Annotated in this window: 19 protein-coding genes, 10 tRNA genes and 2 pseudogenes; 30 read left to right on the top strand and 1 reads right to left on the bottom strand. The window is 40.2% G+C overall.

Features of this window, described 5'->3' with window-relative positions; all coding sequences use genetic code 11:
- Nucleotides 1-50: 50 nt before the first annotated feature.
- From AYJ08_RS17795 to AYJ08_RS17675, 27 genes and pseudogenes are all read left to right on the top strand, one after another.
- Nucleotides 51-125, top strand: a tRNA-Asn gene (locus tag AYJ08_RS17795).
- Nucleotides 126-130: 5 nt separating this feature from the next.
- Nucleotides 131-207: transfer RNA gene (locus AYJ08_RS17790), tRNA-Glu, on the top strand.
- 7 nt (nt 208-214) lie between these two features.
- A tRNA-Val gene (locus AYJ08_RS17785) sits at nt 215-290 on the top strand.
- 34 nt (nt 291-324) lie between these two features.
- A tRNA-Tyr gene (locus AYJ08_RS17780) sits at nt 325-409 on the top strand.
- A gap of 7 nt (nt 410-416) precedes the next feature.
- A tRNA-Gln gene (locus AYJ08_RS17775) sits at nt 417-491 on the top strand.
- A gap of 5 nt (nt 492-496) precedes the next feature.
- Nucleotides 497-572, top strand: a tRNA-Lys gene (locus AYJ08_RS17770).
- A 10-nt stretch (nt 573-582) separates the two neighbouring features.
- A tRNA-Gly gene (locus tag AYJ08_RS17765) sits at nt 583-658 on the top strand.
- Nucleotides 659-665: 7 nt separating this feature from the next.
- A tRNA-Arg gene (locus tag AYJ08_RS17760) sits at nt 666-742 on the top strand.
- Nucleotides 743-748: 6 nt separating this feature from the next.
- Nucleotides 749-825, top strand: a tRNA-Pro gene (locus AYJ08_RS17755).
- An 8-nt stretch (nt 826-833) separates the two neighbouring features.
- Nucleotides 834-907: transfer RNA gene (locus tag AYJ08_RS17750), tRNA-Gly, on the top strand.
- Between the two features lie 178 nt (nt 908-1,085).
- The gene (gene rocF, locus AYJ08_RS17745) at nt 1,086-1,982 is read left to right on the top strand and encodes an arginase (RefSeq protein WP_064018836.1); all 897 of its coding nucleotides are present in this window, start codon (nt 1,086-1,088) and stop codon (nt 1,980-1,982) included.
- Nucleotides 1,983-2,548: 566 nt separating this feature from the next.
- A complete protein-coding gene (sigW, locus tag AYJ08_RS17740; RefSeq protein ID WP_018673573.1) occupies nt 2,549-3,112 on the top strand; it encodes an RNA polymerase sigma factor SigW in 564 nt (187 codons plus the stop codon).
- Nucleotides 3,113-3,132: 20 nt separating this feature from the next.
- Nucleotides 3,133-3,756, top strand: coding sequence for a zf-HC2 domain-containing protein (locus AYJ08_RS17735; protein WP_022586418.1), 624 nt, complete (start codon nt 3,133-3,135; stop codon nt 3,754-3,756).
- A 111-nt stretch (nt 3,757-3,867) separates the two neighbouring features.
- Nucleotides 3,868-4,686, top strand: a complete 819-nt coding sequence (cdaA, locus tag AYJ08_RS17730) for a diadenylate cyclase CdaA (protein ID WP_064018835.1) — start codon at nt 3,868-3,870, stop codon at nt 4,684-4,686.
- The gene (locus AYJ08_RS17725) at nt 4,679-5,914 is read left to right on the top strand and encodes a CdaR family protein (RefSeq protein ID WP_064018834.1); all 1,236 of its coding nucleotides are present in this window, start codon (nt 4,679-4,681) and stop codon (nt 5,912-5,914) included. Before cdaA ends, AYJ08_RS17725 begins: the two co-directional genes overlap by 8 nt.
- A gap of 45 nt (nt 5,915-5,959) precedes the next feature.
- Nucleotides 5,960-7,306, top strand: a complete 1,347-nt coding sequence (gene glmM, locus AYJ08_RS17720) for a phosphoglucosamine mutase (RefSeq protein WP_064018833.1) — start codon at nt 5,960-5,962, stop codon at nt 7,304-7,306.
- 556 nt (nt 7,307-7,862) lie between these two features.
- Entirely contained in the window at nt 7,863-9,698 is a 1,836-nt protein-coding gene (gene glmS, locus AYJ08_RS17715) for a glutamine--fructose-6-phosphate transaminase (isomerizing) (RefSeq protein WP_064018832.1), read from the top strand.
- A 1,016-nt stretch (nt 9,699-10,714) separates the two neighbouring features.
- Nucleotides 10,715-12,013, top strand: coding sequence for a helix-turn-helix domain-containing protein (locus AYJ08_RS17710; protein WP_064018831.1), 1,299 nt, complete (start codon nt 10,715-10,717; stop codon nt 12,011-12,013).
- A 409-nt stretch (nt 12,014-12,422) separates the two neighbouring features.
- Complete coding sequence (locus tag AYJ08_RS23115) at nt 12,423-12,566, top strand: aspartyl-phosphate phosphatase Spo0E family protein (protein ID WP_082891019.1); 144 nt, start codon at nt 12,423-12,425, stop codon at nt 12,564-12,566.
- 182 nt (nt 12,567-12,748) lie between these two features.
- Nucleotides 12,749-13,042: a hypothetical protein gene (locus AYJ08_RS17705; protein ID WP_064018830.1), complete on the top strand. Its 294-nt coding sequence runs from the start codon at nt 12,749-12,751 to the stop codon at nt 13,040-13,042.
- Nucleotides 13,023-13,730: a hypothetical protein gene (locus tag AYJ08_RS17700; protein ID WP_064018829.1), complete on the top strand. Its 708-nt coding sequence runs from the start codon at nt 13,023-13,025 to the stop codon at nt 13,728-13,730. Before AYJ08_RS17705 ends, AYJ08_RS17700 begins: the two co-directional genes overlap by 20 nt.
- 445 nt (nt 13,731-14,175) lie before the next feature.
- A complete protein-coding gene (locus tag AYJ08_RS17695; RefSeq protein ID WP_064018828.1) occupies nt 14,176-14,685 on the top strand; it encodes an SRPBCC family protein in 510 nt (169 codons plus the stop codon).
- Between the two features lie 262 nt (nt 14,686-14,947).
- A complete protein-coding gene (locus AYJ08_RS17690; protein WP_003333729.1) occupies nt 14,948-15,775 on the top strand; it encodes a helix-turn-helix transcriptional regulator in 828 nt (275 codons plus the stop codon).
- 87 nt (nt 15,776-15,862) lie between these two features.
- Complete coding sequence (locus tag AYJ08_RS17685; RefSeq protein WP_064018827.1) at nt 15,863-16,843, top strand: ABC transporter substrate-binding protein; 981 nt, start codon at nt 15,863-15,865, stop codon at nt 16,841-16,843.
- A 31-nt stretch (nt 16,844-16,874) separates the two neighbouring features.
- A complete protein-coding gene (locus AYJ08_RS17680) occupies nt 16,875-17,213 on the top strand; it encodes a cupin domain-containing protein (protein ID WP_064018826.1) in 339 nt (112 codons plus the stop codon).
- A gap of 375 nt (nt 17,214-17,588) precedes the next feature.
- Nucleotides 17,589-17,795, top strand: coding sequence for a restriction endonuclease subunit S (locus AYJ08_RS23110; protein WP_082891018.1), 207 nt, complete (start codon nt 17,589-17,591; stop codon nt 17,793-17,795).
- Between the two features lie 23 nt (nt 17,796-17,818).
- A pseudogene (locus tag AYJ08_RS17675) lies at nt 17,819-20,979 on the top strand (type I restriction endonuclease subunit R).
- Nucleotides 20,980-21,125: 146 nt separating this feature from the next.
- Here AYJ08_RS17675 and AYJ08_RS24985 read toward each other — a convergent pair.
- A pseudogene (locus tag AYJ08_RS24985) lies at nt 21,126-21,230 on the bottom strand (IS3 family transposase); the annotation flags it as partial.
- A gap of 122 nt (nt 21,231-21,352) precedes the next feature.
- Between AYJ08_RS24985 and AYJ08_RS17670 the strand changes: the two are divergent.
- From AYJ08_RS17670 to AYJ08_RS17660, 3 genes are all read left to right on the top strand, one after another.
- Nucleotides 21,353-21,979, top strand: coding sequence for a C39 family peptidase (locus tag AYJ08_RS17670; protein WP_064018825.1), 627 nt, complete (start codon nt 21,353-21,355; stop codon nt 21,977-21,979).
- 504 nt (nt 21,980-22,483) lie between these two features.
- A complete protein-coding gene (locus AYJ08_RS17665) occupies nt 22,484-23,017 on the top strand; it encodes a DoxX family membrane protein (RefSeq protein ID WP_064018824.1) in 534 nt (177 codons plus the stop codon).
- A 152-nt stretch (nt 23,018-23,169) separates the two neighbouring features.
- On the top strand, nt 23,170-25,848 hold a 2,679-nt coding region (locus tag AYJ08_RS17660; protein ID WP_064018823.1), incomplete at its 3' end, for an Ig-like domain-containing protein.

The raw sequence follows: 25,848 nt of genomic DNA, 5'->3' as shown, positions 1-25,848 counted from the left end.
TATGCTGACTTTCATTATCTAGTTTTGAAAGAACAATTCTTTTACATTGTTCCTCAGTAGCTCAATGGTGGAGCAACCGGCTGTTAACCGGTAGGCTGGCGGTTCGAGTCCGTCCTGAGGAGCCATATATGGCCCGTTGGTGAAGCGGTTTAACACAGCAGCCTTTCACGCTGTCATACAGGGGTTCGAATCCCCTACGGGTCACCATTTACCTGGAGGATTAGCTCAGCTGGGAGAGCATCTGCCTTACAAGCAGAGGGTCGGCGGTTCGATCCCGTCATCCTCCACCATTTATTTTTAAACATGTAAATTTTTACATCATATGGGGAGATAGTGAAGTGGCTAAACACGGCAGACTGTAAATCTGCTCCCTCAGGGTTCGGCGGTTCGAATCCGTCTCTCCCCACCATTCCTATTGGGGTATAGCCAAGCGGTAAGGCAACGGACTTTGACTCCGTCATTCCCAGGTTCAAATCCTGGTACCCCAGCCATTTGGGAGCCATTAGCTCAGTTGGTAGAGCATCTGACTTTTAATCAGAGGGTCGAAGGTTCGAGTCCTTCATGGCTCACCATTTTTAGTTTGCGGACGTAGCTCAATTGGTAGAGCGTCGCCTTGCCAAGGCGAAGGTCGCGGGTTCGAGACCCGTCGTCCGCTCCATATATATGTGCCCTTAGCTCAGCTGGATAGAGCGTTTGACTACGAATCAAAAGGTCGGGAGTTCGAATCTCTCAGGGCACGCCATATTGTCGGGAAGTAGCTCAGCTTGGTAGAGTACTTGGTTTGGGACCAAGGTGTCGCAGGTTCGAATCCTGTCTTCCCGACCATGCATAATGCGGGTGTAGTTCAATGGTAGAACTCCAGCCTTCCAAGCTGGTCGCGTGGGTTCGATTCCCATCACCCGCTCCATAATAGTACAGGAAAAGCAACTCAGTTGATCTGGGTTGCTTTTTTGTTTGCTGATGAATTGTTAAATAAATTCATAACTATGCAAAAACTTGTCGAGTTGAGTCATTGCCTTATTTCCGTCTACAATATAGCTTAAGAAGGTAGAAGACTTTGTTGCGCCAAGGAAGGAGTCTCGCATATGAATAAAAAAATATCAATGATTGGTGTACCTCTCGATTTGGGGGCGGATCGTCGCGGTGTAGATATGGGACCTAGCGCTATTAGGTATGCTGGGGTAGTAAAGCGTTTAGAGGGTTTAGGATACTCAGTGAAGGATTTAGGAGATATTCCTGTAATTAGACCTGAAAATTTCGAAGAGACTGACAATCATAAGTATTTACATCAAGTGTTAGAGGCTAATGAAAGACTTGCATCAAAGGTGGCACTAGAAATAGAAAATGGACGTTTTCCTTTAGTTTTAGGAGGAGATCACAGCATAGCGTTAGGAACGCTCGCAGGGGTTGCTCAGACAAAAAAGAATCTTGGTGTGATTTGGTTTGATGCTCATGGCGATATCAATACAGGTCTGACATCTCCCTCTGGAAATATTCATGGTATGCCGCTTGCTGCTTCGTTGGGAATTGGGCATGAAGCGTTGGTTAAAATCGGGGGATATAGTCCAAAGATAAAGCCAGAACACGTCGTCATTATCGGTGCTAGAGATTTGGATCTTGGTGAACGTGAAATAATCAAGGAACTTGGTATTAAAGTATACACGATGCACGAAATCGATCGCTTAGGTATGACCCGTGTTATGGAAGAAACCATTGAATATGTTGCACAGGGAACAGACGGAGTTCATCTGAGCTTGGATTTAGATGGTTTAGACCCAATATATGCTCCAGGAGTAGGAACACCGGTTATCGGAGGCATTTCATATCGAGAAGGGCATTTGGCTATGGAAATTTTAGCTGAGGCGGATGTCTTAACCTCAGCCGAATTTGTAGAAGTAAATCCAATTCTCGATCAGCAAAATGCAACGGCTGCTGTGGCGGTTGCATTAATGAGCTCCGTATTTGGAGATAAGCTTTTGTAAGATTGTAAGACAGGAGATGGAAAGGTATCTTCCATTCTCCTGTCTTTTGTTTATTTGTTTCATATCTTATATACTTAAAGTAAGCCAATCAATTGCCTTTTCATGATGCCTTTACATTTGAAAAAGGTGGAGGTAGAGTCAAAGGGTGAGTTTTGGCATTGGCTTGAAAAACCAACTCATTGTACACGGAGTTCAAAAGTTCGGGAGTGATAGACGGAGCAGTGCTTGTACTGCAAAATCGCTTTTGTATACAACTTTACATGGATAATACGGTACAAGACGTAACAATAATTAAGCGTGCGTTCCTTTTTGAATATTTTTTTGTATCTTACTCTTTTGTTAATATTATGAAAATCGCACAAAACAGCTTTTTAATGTCCTTTTTTATACGTGATGATAAAATTCTTTACTTAAACACTGGTTTCACACAGTTTTAATCAAGAATAAAAGGCAAACTACCTATATAATAAAAAGATAAAAATTCCGCAGAACTTTAACAGCAAAATTTGAAACTAAATCGTCTTTAGTTCGTATTAGAAGACGGGTTACATTCTAGGGAGGATGGCATGGAATTTGTAGAGAGACGCTTGGTAGAACGAGCGAAACGGGATGACCGTGAAGCGTTTGCGGAACTGGTGGAAATGTACAAGGATAAAATCTTTCAGCTAGCTTTCAGAATGGTTGGCAACCGCCAAGAGGCTGAAGATATTGCACAGGAAACCTTTTTGCGCGTTTATGCCAATCTGCATTCCTATGATGAAAATTATCGTTTTTCAACGTGGATATATCGTATTGCCACTAACCTGTGTATTGACCGGGGAAGAAAGAAAAAACCACAATTTTCTTTGGATGAAGAGCAGGGCGGAGATTTAGAAGGGCTAGATTGGTACTCCAGACTAGCCTCCGATGAGAAAACCCCTGAGGAAAAAGTCGTCGTACAAGAATTACAAGAAACGGTGCAGGACGCACTAACCAAGTTAAATCCTAAGTATCGGTCTATCATGGTGCTGCGTTACATTGAGGATTTATCATTGCAGGAAATAAGCGATGCCTTGCAATTACCAATTACAACGATTAAAACGAGAATTCATCGTGGGCGAGAAGCACTGCGAAATAAGTTGCGATTTTAATTGAAAGGAGACGTATTCAGATGGATTGCAGAGAAGCGAAGCAGCTTAACCATGTGTTTTTGGATAAAGATATCGATCAACTATCGAATCAACGTCTTCAACAGCACCTGCTAAACTGTGAAGAATGCCGTACACATTTACAACAATTGCAAAAAGTAATTGCCTATGTGGAGAGTGCCTCCCATATTCAGGCACCAAGTGATTTTACTGCACGTGTTATGGCTCAGTTGCCTCCGGTAGCGAAGCGTAAGAGCTTTGGCAACTGGATGAGACGCCACCCATTCGTAACGGCAGCGGCAGTCTTTTTTGTTCTTATGACAGGAAGTTTGTTTACCAGTTGGATTGATCGGGACAACACCCTGCAAATCACATCATCCAATATGGATAAGCTAAAGATAGATAAAGAGCGTAATGTAGTTGTCGTGCCGGCTGGGACTACCTTAACGGGAGACCTTATTGTCCGCAATGGCAGCGTAGAAGTAGAAGGTGAAGTCAAGGGAAATGTCGTAGCTATTGATGGCAGAGTCTTTTTAGCTTCAACGGCTCAGGTGGCAGGAGATACAGAATCCATCGAAATGATTTTCGATTGGGTATGGTATGAAATGAAAAATATCGGAAATGACTTGCTTCCATTGACTCATTAGGGGAAAATAGAAGGAAGAGAAGTGGCACGGCATGAGAAGCCGTGCTTTTTTCCGCAAACAATCCAATAAGAATTCTTGGATAGTATTGGAGTAGGAATGTGAGGCGGCGGTATGGGGTATTTAAACTACGTGAACATACTGCGTGACGGAATAGATATTCTTTTAGTCACGTACTTGATTTATAAACTAATCATGCTGGTCCGCGGAACTCGTGCTGTACAACTTTTGCGAGGAATTATGGTAGTTATCGTTACCTGGTTACTCAGCAAGTACTTTGATTTCCGTACCCTGCACTGGTTGATGTCCCAAGCTTTTACGTTTGGAGTATTAGCGGTTGTCATTATTTTTCAGCCTGAGCTACGTCGTGCATTGGAGCAAATTGGACGAGGTAAATTATTCTCCCGCTCTTACTCGAATGATGATGAAGAAAGCGTACAACGAATGGTCCAGGAAGTCGGCAAGGCTGTGACTTATATGGCTAAGCGCCGTATTGGGGCTCTAATCGTAGTGGAGCGAGATACAGGGCTAAATGATTACGTGGAGACAGGAATCGCCATAAATGGCCGAGTCACGTCAGAGTTGTTAATCAATATCTTTATCCCGAATACTCCTCTGCATGATGGAGCTGTCATTTTGCGTAAGGATACGGTGTTAGCAGCAGCTTGTTATCTGCCGTTATCTGAGAATCCTTCCATTTCAAAAGAGCTTGGAACAAGACACCGAGCCGCTATTGGAATGAGTGAAGTCTCCGATGGTTTTACCATTATTGTGTCGGAGGAAACAGGTAACGTCTCGATAACAACCAACGGAGATATAACGCGTAACTTGACCGAAGAGCTGTTAGCACAAAAAATGCTGAGCAGACTCTCTCCACAAGCGAAGAGTAAATCCATGGCAAGTCGTTGGCAATGGGGGCGAAAAAATGGATAGATGGTTAAACAGTCATTGGTTTGTCCGCGGAATTGCCCTGCTTTTGGCCATTATGTTGTGGATGATCGTAAACTTAGAGCCAGAGCAAGGCACTTCCAGTGAAGCAGTACAGCCGACCCGAATTATCGAGAGTGCAAAGGTCAAAGCTTATTATGACGCCGATAATTTTGAGATTACGAACAAATTACAATCGGTTAAGGTAGCAGTGGAGAGTAACAATCCTTTTCTAAAATATAATATTTTTGACAACTACGAGGTATTTATAGACGCTAGAGGCTTAGCAAGCGGAGTGCATCGTTTGCAGGTACAGTCGCGCGGATTCCCTGATGGGTCAAAAGTGACCATTACACCGGATTATATTGATGTCACATTAGAGGAAAAACAAACCGTGGAAATGGACGTCCATGTCGAGAAAATTGGCAAGGCAGCGGATGGGTATGAGTTAAAACAGCCTATCGTAAAACCATTCCGCGTACTTGTTACTGTTCCAGCGAGTCAGGTTAAGAAGATTGGCGTAGTAAAAGCTGCTGTCAATGTAGATGGAGCGACAGATACTGTTTCTAGCAATGCACAATTAAAAGTGTATGACAAGCAAGGAAATCTGATGACGGGCGCAGAAATTTCACCGTTAGTGGCTGAAGTCAGTATACCGGTGACAAGTCCGTCCAAAATGGTACCGCTCAAATTAAACTTGACGAATGAGCTGCCAGATGGATATAGTTTGGCTAGTATCACGATGAACACACAAGAGGTGACGGTATACGGACCAAATGAAGTGATTAAGCCTATGGATACCTATTCGGGTCCATCAATTGATTTAAAAAATATTACTTCAGATCGGGTACTTCAATTAAAAATGCCGTTGGCGCCAAAAGTGGTTAAGGTTGACCCAGATACGTTAGATGTCACACTGAAAATAGTGCCATCTGAAACCAAAAAATTGGAGAACGTGCCATTAAGGGTAACTGGACTCGCTGAAGATTTGGTTGCCAAAGTCGTAACAGCGGATGGACAGGAATTAAGCACAGCAAGCTTCGATGTGATCGGTGCTCCTAACATCCTAAAAGACCTCACGGCAAATGACATTCAAATTGTAGCAGATGTAAGTTCGCTGCCTGTAGGCGTGCATGAGATTCCGCTGGTTTACAATAACAATTTACCAGATTATCTCAAGATAGCATCGAATGCACTTCATCAGGTCACGGTAGAAATCACAAAAAAACAGTAGGAACATAGCCTATTACGTGTACTAGGAAAGAAATGAGGGACAAGGATGGGGAAGTATTTCGGAACAGACGGCGTACGTGGGGTTGCTAATACGCAGCTTACACCTGAATTGGCTTTTAAAATAGGTCGAGATGGTGGATACGTACTGACAAGACACAAAGAAGAGGGTAAACCAAAGGTAGTTATTGGTCGCGATACGCGTATCTCTGGTCAAATGCTGGAGAGTGCTCTAATCGCAGGTCTTCTCTCTGTAGGTGCAGAAGTAGTTCGTTTGGGAGTAATTTCTACGTCTGGCGTAGCTTATCTGACCAAGGCTTTAGGGGCAGATGCCGGTGTCATGATTTCTGCTTCACACAATCCATTTGAAGATAATGGAATCAAGTTCTTTGGTAACGATGGCTTTAAGCTGTCAGATGAAGACGAAAATGAGATTGAACGATATCTGGATACTCCAGAGGATACGTTACCACGCCCTACAGGGGACAAAATCGGTACTGTAATCGATTATCTGGAAGGTAGCCAGAAATACCTGTCTCATCTCAAAAGTTCTGTAAATGAGCGTTTTGAGGATATGAAAATCGTTTTGGATTGCGCTAATGGAGCGGTCTCTTCCTTGGCAGCCAGATTATTTGCAGATGTAGAGGCAGATGTAATTACGATTGGTGCAAGCCCAAATGGCATCAACATCAATGATCAATGCGGATCAACACATCCAGAGCGCTTACAGGAAGAGGTTGTGAAGCATAAGGCTGTATTGGGGCTTTCCTTTGATGGAGATGCAGATCGTTGCATAGCTGTCGATGAGAATGGTGAGTTGGTAGACGGCGATTATTTAATGGCTATCTGTGCGCGTGCTCTTAAGCATAAGGGCAAACTAAACAACAATACCGTAGTAACGACCGTAATGGCTAATCTTGGCTTCTTTAAAGCAATGGAGGAGCAAGGCATTAATAGTACACGTACAGCCGTAGGCGATCGGTATGTAATGGAAGAAATGGTTCGCGGAGGCTATAACCTAGGCGGGGAGCAATCTGGGCATATTATTTTCCTGGATTACAATACGACCGGGGATGGCTTATTAACAGGTCTGCAACTGCTTAACATCATCAAGGAAACAGGCAAACCATTGTCTGAGCTAAAACAGATGATGACGAAATTCCCGCAGCTATTAGTAAATGTGCGCGTGGAGGATAAGACAAAGCTAAACGGCAACGCAGCTATTGAGCAAGCGATTAAAGAGGTAGAGGAAAGTCTGCAGGGCAATGGTCGCGTGCTGGTTCGTCCATCAGGCACAGAGCCAATCGTTCGTGTCATGGCAGAAGGGCCAGATGCTGATGAACTAGAGGTTATGGTTCAAAAAATCGTAGAGGTTGTTAAAAAGGAATTAGTATAAAGGTAAAGGTAGAAAAAAGGAGCGGCTTATGTCTGCTCCTTTTTTATGTGCTTTGAACCCTGATAAGGGGATCGTTTCTACTACATTTTTTGAGTAACACATTTATATCTACACCTGCATAACATAAAGAGTGGGGAAATCTTAGCCATTTATCATGAATTTATGAGGGTCACAGCGGAAAAGAGATATTGTCCCCTGCACAAAGCTGTGCTAAAGTAAGAAAGGATTTGATTATCTTAAAAAGGAGGGGAGAGAGGATCTTCATTTTCAAGACCACAAATATCTTTTAAAAGCGCCAGCACTGTGGCTGCCCGACATGGAGCACAGTGGACGAGGTGGAGGTTTATCGAAATGTTCGGCGGATGCCTCCCGGTCATGTATCAGGACCGTAAGCTCAGTTACAAAACATAGGGGCAACCTTATGGACAAAATCTGAGTATGATATGTTCACAATTACCTTATAGATAAAAATTTGCAAAGGAATGACGGGGGTACACCCCGTTAGCAAATTCAGTTGGGTCGTACCCCTGTCCACTAGAGAGGGGTTTCTATTACTATGTGCGGAATCGTTGGATATATTGGAAGTAAACAGGCGCAGGATATCGTTATTGGAGGTCTGCGTAAGCTGGAATATCGTGGGTATGACTCTGCAGGTGTAGCAGTAATGACGGAGCAAGGTTTGGATCATGCAAAATCCAAGGGACGGATTGCTACGTTAGAAGAGCGTCTAAGAGACAGACCCCTAGCGGGAATGGCTGGAATTGGCCATACTCGTTGGGCAACACACGGAAAGCCTTCCGATGAAAATTCTCATCCTCATTTAGACAAAACGCATAAATTTGCAGTTGTTCATAATGGGATTATTGAAAATTACCTGACTATCAAGGAAGAATTGATAGCAAAAGGATATGAGTTCCTGTCTGAAACAGATACAGAGGTCATCGCTCATCTATTGTCCGACCTATATAATGGCGATATCGTAGCTACAGTGCGCAAGGCTGTACAAAAAATGCGCGGTGCCTATGCACTTGGTATCATGACAGAGCACGAACCAGATAAATTAATTGCCGTACGTTTAGCTAGTCCACTCATCGTGGGTATTGGTGAAGGGGAAGCGTTTATTGGCTCTGACATCCCGGCTATTTTGGAGCATACGCGTGATATGTACATCTTAAATGAAGGTGAAATGGCTGTTTTAACTCGCGATAACATCCAGTTGACAGTGGCAGAGACAGGCGAGCCTGTTGAGCGTGAAATTTTCCATGTGGATTGGGACTTGGTGCAAGCAGAGAAGGACGGCTATGATTCCTTTATGTTAAAAGAGATTCATGAGCAGCCAAAAGCAATGCGAGATACAATTGGCTCCCGTATTGATTTGGAAACCAAACGTGTGCTACTGCCTGAGATGAAAATGACTCCAGAAGAGCTAGCTGCTTTTGACAGAATGTATATCGTAGCATGCGGTACTTCAATGCATGCTGGATTAATCGGGAAAGAAGTCATTGAGAAGCTGACACGCGTTCCTGTCGAGGTAGCGATCGCTTCAGAATTTAGATATCGTGACCCGATCTTCACAGATAAGACGTTAGTGGTTGTCATCAGTCAATCAGGGGAAACAGCAGATACGCTGGCGGCTCTGCGTGAAGCGAAGAAACAAGGCGTTAAAGTAATGGCAGTAAGCAACGTAGTAGGCAGCTCAGTAGCTCGTGAAGCAGATGAGGTTATCTACACTTGGGCAGGCCCAGAGGTAGCGGTTGCTTCTACAAAAGCTTATACATGCCAAAGCTTGGCTCTGTATCTGTTTGCGCTTTATCTTGCACAGGTAAAAGGCACTCAAACAGATGAACAAATCGCTGAGATTGTCGATCACCTATTAGAGATTCCAACTCAAACAGCTAACATTCTAGAAATGGAAGAGAGCCTACGCAAGGTAGCTACTTCTGTAACAAAGGATGTTCAAAACCTGTTCTTCATCGGACGAGGCCTCGACTATGCTGTGACGCTGGAAGGCTCCCTGAAGCTAAAAGAGATTTCTTACATTCATTCCGAAGCTTACGCAGCGGGTGAACTAAAACACGGTACCCTAGCTCTCATTGAAGAGAATGTACCTGTGATCGCACTGGCTACCCAGCCAGACCTATTTGACAAGACGGTATCCAACATCGTTGAAGTCAAAGCCCGCGGCGCCTACACGCTAGGTCTCGCGTTTGAAGGAGATACAGAATTGGAGAAAACAGTGGATGAAGTGGTATATGTGCCACGCACACTGCCGATCTTAGCTCCGGTATTAACTGTCATTCCATTGCAATTGCTCGCTTACTTTGCGTCTACAGCTCGTGGCCTGGATGTGGATAAACCACGGAATTTGGCTAAGAGTGTGACGGTGGAGTAGGGTTTGGATTTTAGATAGGGGTTTTGTCTGGTAACAAAAAAGTCGTGAACCAATAAAAGAAGTCACGAACCAGTAAAAAAAGTTATGAACCGCTTGTTCAATCCCGGTGATTTATAAAGTCATCGGGATTTTACTATACATAGGGGTGATTAATATTCAATAATTGGGAAGCGAATCCGAACAATTAGAAAGCTAAATAAGATCAATCAGGTTGATTTCTCTAATCGTATTAGGATATCTCAAGCCTATGGTCGAAGTTGGTTGTGCCTATATACATTACGGAGAGCCGTATCATAAATAGTCACAAAGTTTATGGGGAGAGATGAATCTAAGACAAATGTTTTTTAATGTTGTTAGAAAAATTTATTGTAATAAGATTGATAATCGAGTGCAGTAAATCTTTTTGTTTCTCAGGTTAAAAAGTACCTGTGAGAAATTAGTAAGATTTTTTTTATCCGATCTATCGAAATTTCTTTTATCGTAGGTTTGGATAATTCATATATGACGGTTTCCTTTGTTTCTTTGAGGGTTGCAAGTTCCTTTTTAATACCGCAAGCTTCTCTTTAACGATATAAAAAGAAATCTTGTCTCTCTCAAAGAGCATAATATATTTTTGAATGTTAGCTTCTACTTTACCTATTTGTTGGTCAGTATAAGAAAGTTGTTATATTAGTAGCTTTTAGAAGGGGGATACTTTACATCCATTCAGCATGTTCATATTTGAATATGGGGATGAAAACTTCCATAAATCCACCCTAGATGTTGAATTTACGATAAGTTGATAGATGTCATCATAACGTAGTTCGTACTCCTCTTTTTTGATACCCTTTGTTAAATGATATATTTTATTAGAGATATTAATAATCCTCGACTTTCAATATCCCTTTCATAAATGAAAGTAAATCAATCTATTATTTATTGTTTTTATTTACAAAAATATACAATAAAGTTAGAATCAAGTTAAGATTAGTAAAGGAATTAATAGGTTTATTTATAAATTATGGAAGGGGATTAACATGAGTGTAAGTCTAACCTTCACAACATTGGGGGAACTGATAAAGAGAAAAAGAGTGGAAATAGGCATCAGTTTGTCAGAAGTGTCCAGAATAACTGGGATCAGTAAAGGGGTTATTTCTAAAATAGAAAGTGGTGAAACAAAAAGTCCAGAGTTGAGGACTTTGAAACCTATCGCAGATGTTTTAAAAATTCCTTATGAAGACATAATTGAATATAGCATCCAGGTAGAACGCCGTTATGGATTATATGATGATTTTTTATCAGAGGCTATTGAAATTTCCAATCCTTCTTTGATTAATAAAGTAGCAATCAAATTCCTAGAAAACATTAGGAAAGAAACATGCTCATCGTTAGACTTTTTGTATACACTTGCAAACACTAGTACGAACATCGATGCAAAGGTAACTCTTTATACCACTATTGTTGCGTACGCCAGAGTGCATGGACTGCCCTATTACATAGCCAAAGGGTTATATCAAAAATACTTAATTGAGAGAGAAGATTTAAAACGTTTGGAAGAATCGTTTATAGTAGGAGAAGAAGTTCTGCACTATGTTGATTTTCTTTCCCAAGAAGAAAAGATAATATTCTATTTTAGAATGTCGTTACATGCTCATAACATAAAAAAATATGACAGATGCATTGAACTTGGTCGAACAGGATACAATTTAGATTTAGGGACAAGTATGCTTAAGCAAAGAGTAATTTATGCAATGATCAACTCTTTTATTCATACTGGAGATTTTCAGTCCGCAGAGCAGCATTTGGAAATGTCGGAAAGTTTAGATTATACATTCGTTGAGGAGCGTTCTAAATTCATAAGAGCTAACATATATTTTGGAAAAGGTGAGTATGGAAAATCAATTCCAATTCTTCAAGAGTGTTTATTAGAGGCTACAGACGATACTCGTGTTCATATCTTAAATGACTTGATGGAATCATTTTTTAAGTTGGGAGAGTTAGAATCAATACAGACATTATTAGATACAGAAGAAAAATCAATTTGTTTGGGTGTGAAAACACCTCACAAACATCGAGAAATAGGAAGATTTTTTAAACTAAAAGGCGCTTGGCAAGTCGAAATAGGAAAATATAATGATGCAATATCCTCTTATTTAAGGAGTATGGTTTCTTATGAGCAAATTAACTCCAATGAAGATATCCATCATACTATAGGCGAAATTTTATCAATACATTATTTATATCAGAAACCAATTGATTTAGACCTTTTAGGGAAGTTGGTTGAGGTTTATAATGTCATCAACAAGAAGTCTAATGATAAAAAGGTGGTAGTGTAATGAAAAAGATAGTAGTAGCAACATCCATAATTTTAGCCTCATTGTCATTGGCGTTTTTATTTTCAATAGAAAGGCAAAACGAGAATCAAGTAGTTTCAGGACACATCAAAGTATATACAGGAGACCCGGGTCATTAATTATTTGAAACTTTCAGACGCTCAAAATAGCGTCTTTTTTATTTCCATTTTTTAAAAAGATGTAAAGGCGTTTCTTCGAGAAAAAAATAAAGGTAGTCCCTGCAACTAATGGTAAAATAATACATAGGAGGAAGAAAGGAGGTAGTGCCATCGGATTATATGAATGGTTAACTAAAAGGAGCGTTCCCGTTAGTTTGGACACCATCGGAACGCCCCTACCTTGAGCAACAAAAAATATTACTCAGGTTCATTTTACCACTCATTTATAGAATATGAAAACAGAAAATTCCCAACTTGAAAATGATTTACAGAAGCTTATTGAACTCCTCCGTAAAGAATTAGAGATTTTGTATTACAGAAAAGGCTCATTTATACACCCAGCCGTACTTCAAATGAGCCAGCAATTAGATGAGTAGATTGTAATGTTTGAGAAGATTAGACACTAGTTGGTCGTTAAGAGTAAGCTGTACGGAAAACTTATACGAAACCCTGTTGGGGTAATAATTATATGCCGTGGTTCAGCTATTCACTAAAGACCTTTAGGAGGTTTACAACATGTTAATATGGGGTGTTTCATTTATCGAGGATGACATTATAAATGTACAGAAATGAAGGTTTCAAGGAGTCTTACCTTTTTTTAAAGAATGAGCTTATCCATTCAATAACTAGAGCAATTACAGTTGAAAAAATAAGTAATTTGAAAAAAGCCATCCAAAAATCTGTTGGAGCGATATTGATAATTCCAATAACTAGAATTATTAAAAAAACTAACACGCTTGGTCTAAAAAAAAATGCTTTCACGTTAACATCACCTCAAAAACATTTTACCACTTTGTTCCAAATAAACAATAAAAAATTAGGAGTGTATTTTAATGAAAAAATCGTTGATTAGTTCTATTGCAATGTCTGCTGTGTTAGTTACTGGTTTAGTTCAACCGACTTTTGCAACAGAGATTGAAACAAAACAAACCATTCCTCAATATACAAAAGAATTATCCTTTTTAATGGAATCTGGTGCGCTAAACAGAGATGGAACCGTAGTACAAGCATTAAGAGCTGAAGAGATTAAAAAAGCTCTTGCAGAAGGGGGACTAAAAACGTCAGGAAAGATTGATGGAGAAAAAGCTATAAAAGTTCATGAATTTGAGGATGGAAGTAAAATCAGAGTGACTACTCATATGACTACTGAACCAAGCTCGAATAGAGGAATAAGTACACAGGCCAAAGAGGAGAAGGAGGAAAAAGTTACCGGTTACACGACCTATACATTAGAAAGCGCAATTGGGGTTGAGTTGTGGACTTATACACTTTATCAGAAAGTAAAAATCAAAAAAGAAAGGGTTACATGGTACGAAAAAAATCCTTATACAAAGTGGAAAACGAGTAATATTTTAAATGCTTGGCATCTTGATCACGAAAACTATTATAATGACCCAGAGGGTAAAAACGTAAGAGCGATAGTTAATGCTAAATTAAGTTGGGGAATTAGAGACATAATTAATTTGCAAAATATAAGCCTTAAAGGAGAATTACTAGTTCGTGGTGATGGTACTTATGTTGGTGGTTGGCAAGAGCTATAGAATAAAATGAAGTCTCTATAGATGGTTCCAATTTATATGAGGTAAACTTAACGTCCGAATGGCCAAAATTCGGGCGTTTTTACTTGTGTTAAATAAGCTCTGTGTGTTTAGTTGTAAGATTAACCAACAAAGTGTAGCCTCTTCATTATTATTAAAGTTTCAAACAGTAATAACTACCTTCTACCTATAACAAGCTATGTTTTTAGATACGGTATGGTGAGCCTTATCATAAGTAACGGCAAGTATTTACAAGCATTAACAAAGTAGTTGCCTTGAAATAAAGTTCGTAATGATTAGATTTATATATTTAACTGGGTGGGTATGTTTAAAGGCATTAACTTTGTTTAATAATATTGGCGGTGTCAGTAATCGCGGTTGGGCACGGCATCTCGTCCAAGCACTTATAATAAATTAAAAGTGAATACTGATTGATGGAGGAATCGATATGACGCCCAACTCGGAAAGCAAAGAGTTAGTAATAACGCGTGAGATTCATGCGCCACGCGAACTTGTATTCCAAGTATGGACTGAAGCAGAGCACCTGAAGCACTGGTGGGGGCCGAAAGGGTTTGAAATAAGTGTAAAGCATCTCGATTTTCGTGAGGGCGGATTTTTCCACTACAGTATGCAAGCTCCTGATGGCAGTCGAATGTGGGGTAAATTTGTGTACCAGGAGATCAAGGCTCCCGAGAAGATTGTCTGGATCAACTGCTTTTCGGGTGAGGCAGGAAACATTGTCAGGTCTCCATTCAGTGATTTGATCCCGCTCGAAATCCGAAATAAGGTAACGATGAGCGATAATAATGGTACAACCCAAATAACCCTTTGCAGCCGACCGATCAATGCTACTGAAGAAGAGCGCAACTTCTTTGAGGGGATGTTCGATTCCATGAAGCAGGGCTTCGGGGGGACCTTTGATCAGCTTGAACAATATTTGTCGGAGGAAAAAAACTAGCCAAAGCGTCAATAGGATGTCTTTTTTTGGTCCAAAGTTCCGTGAGCAGAAAAGTTATCTTTACACTTGCCGTTACCCGCTGTTTGAACATTAGCGGGTGCGGCATTTTTATTGTCCGCACAGCTTAACAATGATAATCGTTATCAATAATGGTAAAATAAACAAGAGTCCTCATCTGCTTCTGAGCAAGAAGCTGCACAGGATGTACAACGATCGATCTTACGTATTACTGGCAAACGACTATTGAAATGAGGTATGCAACGTGAAAATCGATGTTAATCAGTTAGCTGAGCATTTGGCACACATTCCTTTTCAAGTAGAAGGAGTATATCGATATGCGAAAAATCCAGGTGTACCTTACGCTGAATATACAGATTCTTTTCCTGGGTTTGTGTTTCCACTTACAGGGAAGGTACAATTTCAATTTAATGGAACGCCTTATATCTTTTCGCCAGGAAAAGTTGTGCATGGCGGTGCAAGAATGAAACTAGCTCAAAAAATGTTCGGTAACACAAACTGGGAATATATCCTTGTTTTATACCGGATATATAACTCAGAACTAGAAGAGACAAGCTTTTCCCATCAGCATTTTGAATTATCAACGGGTCAATCTCCTCGTCTGATTGAATTAATTATGCGCCTTTGGCATGTGTATAATCAGCCTGGTGGCATATCGATGTTTCAGACCGAAATGCTGTTTCGTGATGTACTGAATGAAACCTTATTATGTGTTGTGAATAGGCAGAATAGCTGTGAATCACAAACTTTGTTCGAACGGGTATCTCATTATATTCATGAATACTATGATCAAAGCCTTACAATAGCATCGCTTGCAGAACAACATAACGTGAATCGAAATCGACTGTCTTATGTATTTAAAAGACATGCAGGTATGGGACCAGCGGAATACATATTAAAACATCGTATAAACATGGCGCAAGAAATGCTATTTACAAGTGGAGCGTCTGTACAACAAATTGCGCAAACGGTTGGAATTGCTGACCCGTTTTATTTTAGTAGAGTGTTCAAGAAACAACTTGGTATCTCTCCTACTGAATATCGAGAGAAGTTCATCAATAATCCATGCTAATTTCAACAGGCATCCATTCTCATCTAAACATTCCTTTTCTATACTAATGGCAAACGAAAGATGACATGATGTTGGAGGAATTTTCGTATGCAAAAGATGAAAGGCCTGCTAATCTCCATGTTATTAGTAGGCATACTGGGAGGTTGTAATGAAACACCTGCTGAAAATAAAGGATCAACGACAGAAGGCGCATCTACAACAGCAGGTAAGGTAGATACAACTGAATGGCCAAGAACATTTAAGGATGCCTTAGGTAAAGAAATTGTTATTGAGAAACAACCAGAGAATATTGCTTCATTATGGTATTTTTATCCTGAAATACTAATTGCATTAGGTGAGCCGCCTGCTGCTTCTACTGAAAAAGAGTATCTATCTTCTTTAACCTATTTAAAAGGAAAGCTGGATTCTGCTGATGAATTAGGAGAAAAATTATCACCTAATATTGAAAAAATCCTATTGATAGAGCCTGACATTATTTTAGCAACTGAGAATCATGAAAAAATGTATGATTCACTAGGAAAGATTGCACCAGTCATTACGTTAAAATCCAAGGACATCTATGACGATTGGCAATATGGACTCCGTACAGTAGCCGAGATTATTGGAAAAGAAGATGAAGCGGAAAAAGTCATTGATAAAATGGTGAAAGAAATCACAACTGGGCGCGAAGCATTAAAATCGATTGAAGGAGAGTCAGTAGCCCTTATATTGTCGTGGGATGGAAAAACGTTTAATGTCCTAGGTGAAGGAAATCCGGTCTATATACTTGCGTTTGATAAAGAGAAGGGACTGGGACTTACACCAGACCATATATTTAAAGGTACGACTAATAAATTTACTACGTTTGAAGGAATATCAACTGTTGAAGCAGACCATATTTTCCTTATCGGTGACATTACCAAAAAGGAAAAATTAATGAATGACTTAAAACAAAGCAATGTATGGAATAATCTCAATGCCGTTAAGAAAAGAAATGTTCATTTAATGGATGTGTCCGCTATTACTGGTGGCCCATTAGCTATCGAATACGCTTTACAAAATATAACAAGTGCCTTGCGTAAGCTCTAAAAAGGCGAGAAAAATGAGGAGGGATTCATATATGCATTACCAAGCTATTAATCTGAATGAGAAGCTATCTACATTCAACGATCTCTGGTCTCCGAAAGTCATTGCTGAAATAAATGACTATCAATTTAAGCTCATTAAGATTGCTGGGGATTTTATGTGGCACGAGCATCAAGGGACGGATAAGGTATTTATTGTGCTCGAAGGAGAGATGTTCATTGCTTTTCGTGATGGCCAAGTGAAAATTTCCAAGGGTGAGATGTTTATTGTCCCGGGGGGAGCCGATCATAAGCCTTTCGCCGAAAAGGAATGCCATATCATGTTGGTGGAGCCTAGAGGCGTAATAAACACTAGCGGTACTGAGTCCGAATGAACAGCAGCCAATGCGAAAACGCTATTCATAGACACACAGCTAAAACTACTTTTGCTGGAATGAGATGTTCTGTGGCAGCTCCTTCTTACTTTTCGCCGATAGATCCGTTAAGGTGAACCCTATCATAAGTAACGGCAAGTTTTTTACAGAAAAGCTCGCAGGAGCCTGTATTTACATCATGCGAACCATAGGAGCAGGGGTAGGTCACACTCTGGTCGGAACGATGCGTAAATAGAATTCTGTGAGTTTATTTGTAATACAGAATGTATATAAGGGCAAGGGAATACAAGTGTGAATTTCGTGAATAATTAATACATTATACCCATCGAGTCTGGCTCAAGTAGGTTTGCGTACACACCCTAGAATAGTGAATTTATTAAAATAACTTCTCAACGATCTGGACAACCTGGTGTAAATGCTCAAGAGTATGCAAAATTTTCAATAATGATTCCAAATAATGAGGAACAAACTAAAATAGGTGAATTTTTCAAGCAACTAGACGACACAATCGCTCTTTATCAACGCGAATTAAATGCCTTGAAAGAAACGAAAAAAGCATTCCTACAAAAGATGTTTGTCTAAGCAAACAGAAGAGAGGAAGAAACATGACAAAGATACCGCATAATGATGAAGCTGAAGTAGAACGTCGCCTGATTGAAGTGTTAGGGGAAGGGCGTAATCAATGGAATTATCGTCCAGATTTAAAATCAGAAGAAGACCTGTGGAAGAACTTGCGTAAAAAAATTACACAAAATAACTTATCAGAAATTGGAGACCATCCAATTTCTGATAAAGAATTTGACAATATTAAAACAGAATTGTTATCAAAAACAAAGACACCCTTTGATGCGGCTAGATGGCTCAAAGGGGAGAATGGAATTGCTCGTATTACGATTGAACGTGAAGATGCATCTTTAGGTTCGATGTCGTTAGTACTATATTCCAATCAAGACATTGGTGGCGGAATCTCTACATATGAAGTCGTTCATCAGATTGCGAAACAAAAGGCAAATGTTGATGATCGTGATCGCCGATTTGACGTGACACTCTTAATCAATGGGTTACCCATTGTTCAAATTGAATTGAAGCAAGTTAGTGCCAAAGACGGCGTATTCCAAGCTTATAATCAAATTAAGAAATACGCAGAAGAAGGGGTGTTTAGAAATAATATCTTTTCTACTCTTCAAATATTTGTCATTTCAAACGAACAAACGACTCGCTATTTTGCCAATGCGTTGCCAAAAGACATACATAAGAAATTTGTCTTTAGTTGGCGGACAACGGACAATCGAAAAGTAGAAAATCTCTATGAATTTGTGAAACAGGTCTTAAATATTCCAGATGCACATCGCTTGATTGCTTACTATACAATTGTGAGTGAGGACCAAGACAACAAAACCTTAATGGTATTGCACCCTTATCAAATTCATGCGATTGAAGCCTTGTTTACATCTGCCATGAAACATGAATCTGGATATGTTTGGCATGCGACCGGTTCAGGAAAAACGTTGACAAGTTTTGTCTCTACGAAATTATTAGCTCGTAAACCAGGTGTAGATCGTACCATTATGCTTATTGACCGAAAAGACTTGGATAATCAAACGACGACAGAATTCACCAAATTTGCTTCCGAGTTTAATACCGGTATTTCTTCTGATAATGCCAAGTCTAATAGCTTGATTATCGGAACCAGAAGTGCGAAAAAGCTAAGTAATACTCTACTATCTGATTCCAATTCCAATACAGTGATTATCACCACTCGTCAAAAATTAGAAGCCGCCTTGCGCTATGCCCAAAGGCAAGAGGAACAAAAAGGAACCCAACGTTTTAAGAAACTGCTAGGGCAACATATTGTCTTTGTCGTAGATGAATGCCATCGTGCGTTAAGTGCAGAAGGAATGAAAGAGATCAAGGATTTTTTTCCGAATTCTACATGGTTTGGATTTACAGGTACGCCGATATTTAATGAAAATAAAAAACAAGCTAAAGGCCAATTAGCTCGCACCACTCGTGATCAATATGGAGAAGTTTTACACACTTATACCATTAAGAATGCATTAGATGACGGGGCTGTTTTAGGGTTCCAAGTAGAGCATGAAGATACGATTGAACCCACATCATTAAATAATTATATTTTTAATCAACTTCGTCTAAATGAAAAATACGCCAATTTTAGTAATGACGAAATTAACGATATGATCGATCAAATGGATGGAAGAGAGAAGGAGCATATCTTGAACCATCTACTTTCGAAAGTGATGATCATATTCAAAAAGTCATTCATAAGATTTTTCGACCAGATAATGCCTATATCAAATTTGATTTCCAAAACGGTCGCCCGCAAAAGTCTGCCATCTTAACAACAAGTTCCATTGATATGGCGAAACGCTACTATCAGGCAATCAAGGAAATGACCAAAGATCCAGAATGGTTGACGAAAGAATTTGCTGACATCCGATCCGAACAGGGCGTACGATTGAAGATCCGGACTTCCCTCGGATTGCCGTCACCTATTCGATACAAGAAAACGAAGATAATTCCAAACAAATTCAAGATGAAATGAAAGAAATTATTAAGGACTATAACGATTATTATAATACAGCTTGGTCGATAGAAGATATTGAACGATATAATGGTGATATCAACAATCGTTTAGCTCGTAAGAAAGCAGAATTCAAAGAATTTGGGAAACAAATTGACCTTGTTATTGTTGTGGATCGCTTATTGACTGGATTCGATGCACCCACGATTCAAACGTTATTTGTGGATCGAAATTTAAGTTATGCCAATTTGATCCAAGCCTTTTCTCGGACCAATCGTACCTATCCTGGAAAGAAAAAAGGATTAATTGTAACATTCCGAAAACCTTCGACAATGGAACATAATGTAGAAGAGGCGACGAAGTTATATTCTCAAGCACAAGAGGAATCTAATCTTGTTTATCCAACTTATGATGAATCGAAGAAACGCTTCCAAAAGGCTCACAAAACATTGAAAAAACTGGTACCAAATCCAACTGGCATTGACGAGCACTCTCCACTTGAAACTCGGATTGAATTTGTGAAAGCTTTTCAGGAGTTAAATAATGCCTACGAAGCTTTAGTTACGTATGATGATTATAACGATGAAATGGATAAATCGAAAGCACTCCAAGAACAGGTGAAGACCTTAGAAGAATATATTGGCGTGTATAACACGGTTAAGGGATCGCTAGTCGATGAAAGGGACGGTGATAGACCAGGGGGACCAGATTTCTCAGACATTGAATTCTATGGAGAAAATGCGATTAAGATCTATGATATTGACTCAACCTATATTGACCGATTATTAGAAACGTACTCAGCCAATAATCAGAATATCCGTGACGAGATCGAAAAAGTACTTCAAAAACTGAAAAAATCAGAAATTGTTAAAGCGGTATACCGTGCGATTTTAAACGCCATTGATGCCAAAGAAATAAATTCAGAGGAAGATACTTTTGTAGTGAAACGACGCTTCTTCACCGAATCCTATAATAAAGCGATTGGAGAATTTGCGAAAGCTTGGTTTGTGGATGAAGGAGAGCTGCATTCATCTGCTGTTCAATATGTAATAGGATCAGAGTCTATTCCAAATATCGGGGGGAATTATTGACAGCAAGCAATTTGATAAGTTTAAAGCCGTACACCCAGATGCAAAACCGTTAAAATATGGACCAGAAATGAAGCGTCAGTGGAGAAAGACGTTAGATGAAGTCATTGTACCTTTGAAGGATGAGTTGAGATAAAATCGTTTTGCAATTAATGCTTTTCTTTAAAAAGGGTCATACTCGCAGGAATGCTTGACTTGGCCGCCAATGATCTGAACTGCTTCCCCGATTTATTGTAGATATGCAAGAAGAGGTGTGATCTTACTCCTGTCAAGTAGACAACTTTAAAAAAGCCTCATCTGGGCTACCTGAGTTCGGTATTCTATCGGACTCAGGTTTTTTAATTGAGATTGAAACCGTTGCTGATTATAGAAATTAATGTAGCCGTGGAGAGCTTTTTCTTACTGTCTACTAAAAGGGGATAATATCAAAAAATACAGTTGCCTCTAAAGCTCTCTCTATGAAATAAATAGAGTAACTGAAACAGCATCAATAGAAAGCGGGGATGAGCATGAAGGCAGTACCTTACTTTTCACAATGGGAGTCTCGTCAGTTAGTTTCGGATTTTTTATCCGGTAAATTACATCCTGCTGATGATCCCTTATGGCACTTGTCTGGAGCAATTGATCGGGATGAGTATGCACGGTGGAGCTTCCATATTTGTGGGATGGCTTGTTTAAAAATGCTGCTTGCCGATTGGCAGGATCGGATTATTCCAACGCTTGAGCTGATGAAGCAGTGCCGGGATTATGGTGGCTATGCGGTTCAGGAGGATGGGAGTATTAAAGGCTTGTTCTACCGTCCGTTTGTGTCTTTTATAGCCGAAAAATATGGGCTCCAAGCCGAGGTGAAGGAGCATACACCCATTGAAGAGATTTATGATCTGCTTGACCAGGGCTATGTGTACATGGCTTCCGTCCACCCTGCGATTCGGACGCCAGAGGTGACACCGCCCAACCTAGGGGGACATCTGGTTTATGTGTTTGGAAGAGATGCTAAGCGTCGAGAGCTCATCTTCCACAATCCGTCTGGAAACACAGTTGCTAGTCAGGAAAATGTGCATCTTAGCTGTGAAGAATTTGCTCGCTTTTATGCCAAGCGTGGGATTTTGATTAAAGACACCAGACCAGTTGTGTGATACTCCACTACTAAAAGCAAGTGTATAGTGTATTGTTAGGAGAAAATTATTTGTAATTGGTAAGAAGTATAAACGACTTCCGGTTTTATTGTGCTGCAAGCTCCAAGTATCAATTTAGTACATAATCTGTTGCTGACAAGTCGAGTGGAAAACAGGAATTTCATCCTGTATAGCCTCGACTTTTTTGCTGCATATAAATACAAACAAAAGACTAAATATTAAGTTTTTCAGGGGGGTGGAAGCATGTATTTTAGATAAGTAATCCTCCCTTTATAAAACGGCTAGTGAACAAAAAATAACATACCTTACCCCGAGTAATGACTCCGTTATCTATATATCGCTTGAGAAAACATAATCCCCACTTGGTCTTTTTACAGCCTAATATATTCCAAAAATATTGCAAAAGAGGCCTCATTTAGCAAGGAAAACAAGCCTTGACAATTATGACCAAAATAATGATAATAATAATCGTTTTCAATTAAAAGAAGTGAGGAGTCTTACTGAATGAATTTTTCCCATTCTTTCAAGCAGTACATTTTTCCCTTTCTTGTTGTTCTAATGCGAATTGCCTTTGGAGGAGGGTGGTTGTTAGCTGGGGTGACCAAGATTACTGATAAGGGCTGGTTTCGGGAGCCAAGTGTTTTTTTACAGGACTATTTAGAAACGGCGCTAACGAAACCGAATGTACCTGAGTTTTACAAGGAGTTTATTGGGCACTTATGTATTCCTTATGTTGATTTTTATAATTATGTGATTCCGGTTGTTCAGATTGTCATTGGCATTCTGTTGATTGTTGGCTTGTGTACCCTGCCAAGCATTCTTATTTGTTTATTTATGCATATCAATTTTATTTTGTCAGGCAACATGAATCTACTTAGTCTAGTTCTTTATACCAGTGCCTTTGGTTTATTGCTCAGCGGTTCGTACACCTATTTGTTTAGTCTAGACCAATTGTTTCAACGCGTGCCTTCTTTTGCACAGAAGCGGATATCAAAATCTGATCGAATTACTGTAAATAATAGATCATTGGTGAACTGATACATATTGGTAAGGTAAGTTCTATGTAAAGTTTCATTTCTAAAAAAGGATTGACAGGTTTTAAAAAATATTGAATAATTTGTTTAAAATTTATTGATAATAATTATCATTATCATGGTTGTTTGTTGATAATAAACAGGGGAGTAAACAAAATGATACAGAAAAAGGCTGTTTTTCATGTCCTGGTTTCAACGAGTCTTTTAACGTCTTTAGGGTTACCGTCTTATGTGTCTGCGGAAGTAGAGCAGAATCTAGTACAAAACGGACAAGAAGCGGAAAAAATGACCGTAGAGGATAAAACGGATAACTCTAAATCAGGGGAAAAAAGTGAAAGTACAACGAGCGGCTCGGGTACCCAAGATGGACAAATCTTAGATACAGTGAGCAGCCAGTTACCTAAGACTGAAACAAGTGTAGTGGACAGCTCAGCAGTTCAGTCTGAAGAAAGCGAAAGTCAGATCGACCTAGATGGAACTCAGAATGAAGAAGGGCAAGGTCCAGCGATCACTCCAACACCTCAGCCAAATCTAGAAGATACAGAGCAAAAGCCAAAAGCTACCACGATCGAGATCGAATCGGTAGAAGCTATTCCAGAAGGAACTTTCCTGAATCGCACACCTGCATACAGTTTTAATTTACCAGATAAGGTTACGGTTCAATTAAGCAACGGTACAAAAAGAGAGTTATACGTCCGCTGGAACAATGAGCAGTACAATCCTGATGATGTGAACAGTCAAACATTCACGGCTGTGGGAACATTACGTGGAACTTCTTGGGGCTCAGCACTTCCAGAAGGCATAACTAACACTAAGAATATTAAAGCGACAGCGAAAATTACGGTATCGGCAGCAAAGCAGATCGTAAGTGTGAATCCGTTAGATGATATTCTCGAAAAAGAAAATGGCACAAGCTTTTATCAGTTGGGGTTACCAAATAGCGTAGATGTAACCCTAGATGATGGTACGACCCAACCAGTTGATGTTTCTTGGGAACGTGGAGATTATGATGAAAGCAGCCCGGGCGCCCATACAGTTCAATTTTTCGGTAATTTGGGAGATCGATCTGGTTTGCCTCCAGTGGGAATTGCTAATAGCGATGGTGTTAAGGCCAAAATAAAGGTTTCCTTCAAAGATGCACGTACAATCACTAAGCTTGAGCCTGTAGCGATCAATAATGTTTTGAATGGTACGAAAAAAACGGATGCAGCGCTAGGCTTACCTGAACAAATAGAAGCCGAATTGAGTGACGGTAGCAAGGCTCAGGTGCCAATCGAATGGAATGTAGATGGCAGTACGTATGACCCTGGCAATACAGCGGAGCAGACTTTTACCGTGGAAGGTACAGTAAAAAATGTTCCCGCTGGTTTAAAAAATCCAAATGAAGTAAAAGCAGAAGCGAGAGTAAAAGTTGATGCTGCTGTTCAGGTTACAACTATTGATTCTGTACAGGTGGGACAAGTACCTAACGGCATTAGTAAAACAGCACTTGCGTTTTATCTGCCGCAGCAAGTAAATGTGACGTTAAGTAACGGGAAAACCGAAAAAGTGGATGTCACATGGGAGCTAACGTCGTCAAATTATGACCCAGCCAATGAACAACAACAAGCAGTGGAGGTTAAGGGCACATTAGTTCACTTGCCAGCCGGTGTTGCTCAACCTAGTCAAAAGGTAATTGCTAATCTCTCAGTTAACGCAATGCGCTATGTGCAGTCGTTGAACCCGATAGCAGACATTACCGGTATCGTTAGCGGTACGAATGCTTCACTAGAAGCGCTACACCTGCCAAAGCAAGTAACTGTCGTATTATCTGAGGGTACTAGCATCAAGGCAGATGTGCAGTGGGATTTATATAACATTAGCTATGAAAAAGGTAATACCAAGGAACAGGCATTTACGATAACGGGAGCGTTGCTGAATCTTCCTGATGGTGTTAAAGGTAACGGTGTCAAGGCACAAGTTAACATTAAGGTTGATGCGAAGATTGAACCGACGGTAAATGTGGGAGTTACGATGAGTGATGTATCTGTCGAGAGGCAAGGACGAGATACGACCGAGGTGCTTGGTGAATATTTCTTACCTTTGTCTGGAGATGTCACAGGCTCGAATGGACAACCCATCAATGGACCTGGAACGGCTCTTTTGGTGTTACAAATGTACATCAATAATGAGGAAGTAAATACAGTTGACTACTTAGGACGCAAATTGGCATTAAACCATAAGCTATATGTGGGCTGGAAGAACAAAGATGTGCTGGCCGAAATGGAAAATGTGCTGAAAGCAGCTCTATTACATCATACTGAGGGCAGAAATTATGAAGTTATTACTTCCGCGTCACCAGCGGGAATTATTATTAAGCAAAAGCCGGGAAAAGGCAACAGCGCTAATGTCATTCTTAATGTGGTAGATAATGGGAACGGTTCGGCGGTTGAAGGACTGACATGGGGCGAGCTGGAGACGAGAACGGAAGGAAGCTTTGGGATTGTTGGACAAAAGGCTAAGTTCAGCACCCAAGTAAATACAGGTGCACTTACAGCGGGAAATCTTGTTGTCCATATCGCTGATGGTAAAATCGATAAGCAAATTGCTGTTCCGGTAGAGGCAAATGATGATGCCGCGGCTGTTGCCCAGAAGGTAGCGAATCGCCTAGCAGCAGATTACGGAATAGCATATGCCTATAAGGTAAACACACAAGGAAGCAAGATTACATTCGATGCCCTTCAAGAAGGTGCAAAAGAATTAAAGGTAGCGGTAAAAACGGTTACTGACAAAGAAAAAGAAAGCAAGCCGGATGTAGGTACAGATGGCGAGGCGAAAGATAAAGAGCCGGAGAAA

It is taken from the genome of Brevibacillus sp. SKDU10 (genome assembly GCF_001645205.1).
In the GTDB taxonomy this organism is placed as follows: Bacteria; Bacillota; Bacilli; order Brevibacillales; family Brevibacillaceae; genus Brevibacillus_B; species Brevibacillus_B halotolerans.
The sequence above is the reverse complement of the archived record's forward strand: the minus strand, read 5'-3'. Positions and strand labels throughout refer to the sequence as shown.

Bases quoted from the DNA above. Each gene is read 5' to 3' on its own strand.
- rocF (WP_064018836.1), top strand. From the start codon at position 1,086: ATGAATAAAAAAATATCAATGATTGGTGTACCTCTCGATTTGGGGGCG.
- sigW (WP_018673573.1), top strand. From the start codon at position 2,549: ATGGAATTTGTAGAGAGACGCTTGGTAGAACGAGCGAAACGGGATGAC.
- AYJ08_RS17735 (WP_022586418.1), top strand. From the start codon at position 3,133: ATGGATTGCAGAGAAGCGAAGCAGCTTAACCATGTGTTTTTGGATAAA.
- cdaA (WP_064018835.1), top strand. From the start codon at position 3,868: ATGGGGTATTTAAACTACGTGAACATACTGCGTGACGGAATAGATATT.
- AYJ08_RS17725 (WP_064018834.1), top strand. From the start codon at position 4,679: ATGGATAGATGGTTAAACAGTCATTGGTTTGTCCGCGGAATTGCCCTG.
- glmM (WP_064018833.1), top strand. From the start codon at position 5,960: ATGGGGAAGTATTTCGGAACAGACGGCGTACGTGGGGTTGCTAATACG.
- glmS (WP_064018832.1), top strand. From the start codon at position 7,863: ATGTGCGGAATCGTTGGATATATTGGAAGTAAACAGGCGCAGGATATC.
- AYJ08_RS17710 (WP_064018831.1), top strand. From the start codon at position 10,715: ATGAGTGTAAGTCTAACCTTCACAACATTGGGGGAACTGATAAAGAGA.
- AYJ08_RS23115 (WP_082891019.1), top strand. From the start codon at position 12,423: ATGAAAACAGAAAATTCCCAACTTGAAAATGATTTACAGAAGCTTATT.
- AYJ08_RS17705 (WP_064018830.1), top strand. From the start codon at position 12,749: ATGTACAGAAATGAAGGTTTCAAGGAGTCTTACCTTTTTTTAAAGAAT.
- AYJ08_RS17700 (WP_064018829.1), top strand. From the start codon at position 13,023: ATGAAAAAATCGTTGATTAGTTCTATTGCAATGTCTGCTGTGTTAGTT.
- AYJ08_RS17695 (WP_064018828.1), top strand. From the start codon at position 14,176: ATGACGCCCAACTCGGAAAGCAAAGAGTTAGTAATAACGCGTGAGATT.
- AYJ08_RS17685 (WP_064018827.1), top strand. From the start codon at position 15,863: ATGCAAAAGATGAAAGGCCTGCTAATCTCCATGTTATTAGTAGGCATA.
- AYJ08_RS17680 (WP_064018826.1), top strand. From the start codon at position 16,875: ATGCATTACCAAGCTATTAATCTGAATGAGAAGCTATCTACATTCAAC.
- AYJ08_RS17670 (WP_064018825.1), top strand. From the start codon at position 21,353: ATGAAGGCAGTACCTTACTTTTCACAATGGGAGTCTCGTCAGTTAGTT.
- AYJ08_RS17665 (WP_064018824.1), top strand. From the start codon at position 22,484: ATGAATTTTTCCCATTCTTTCAAGCAGTACATTTTTCCCTTTCTTGTT.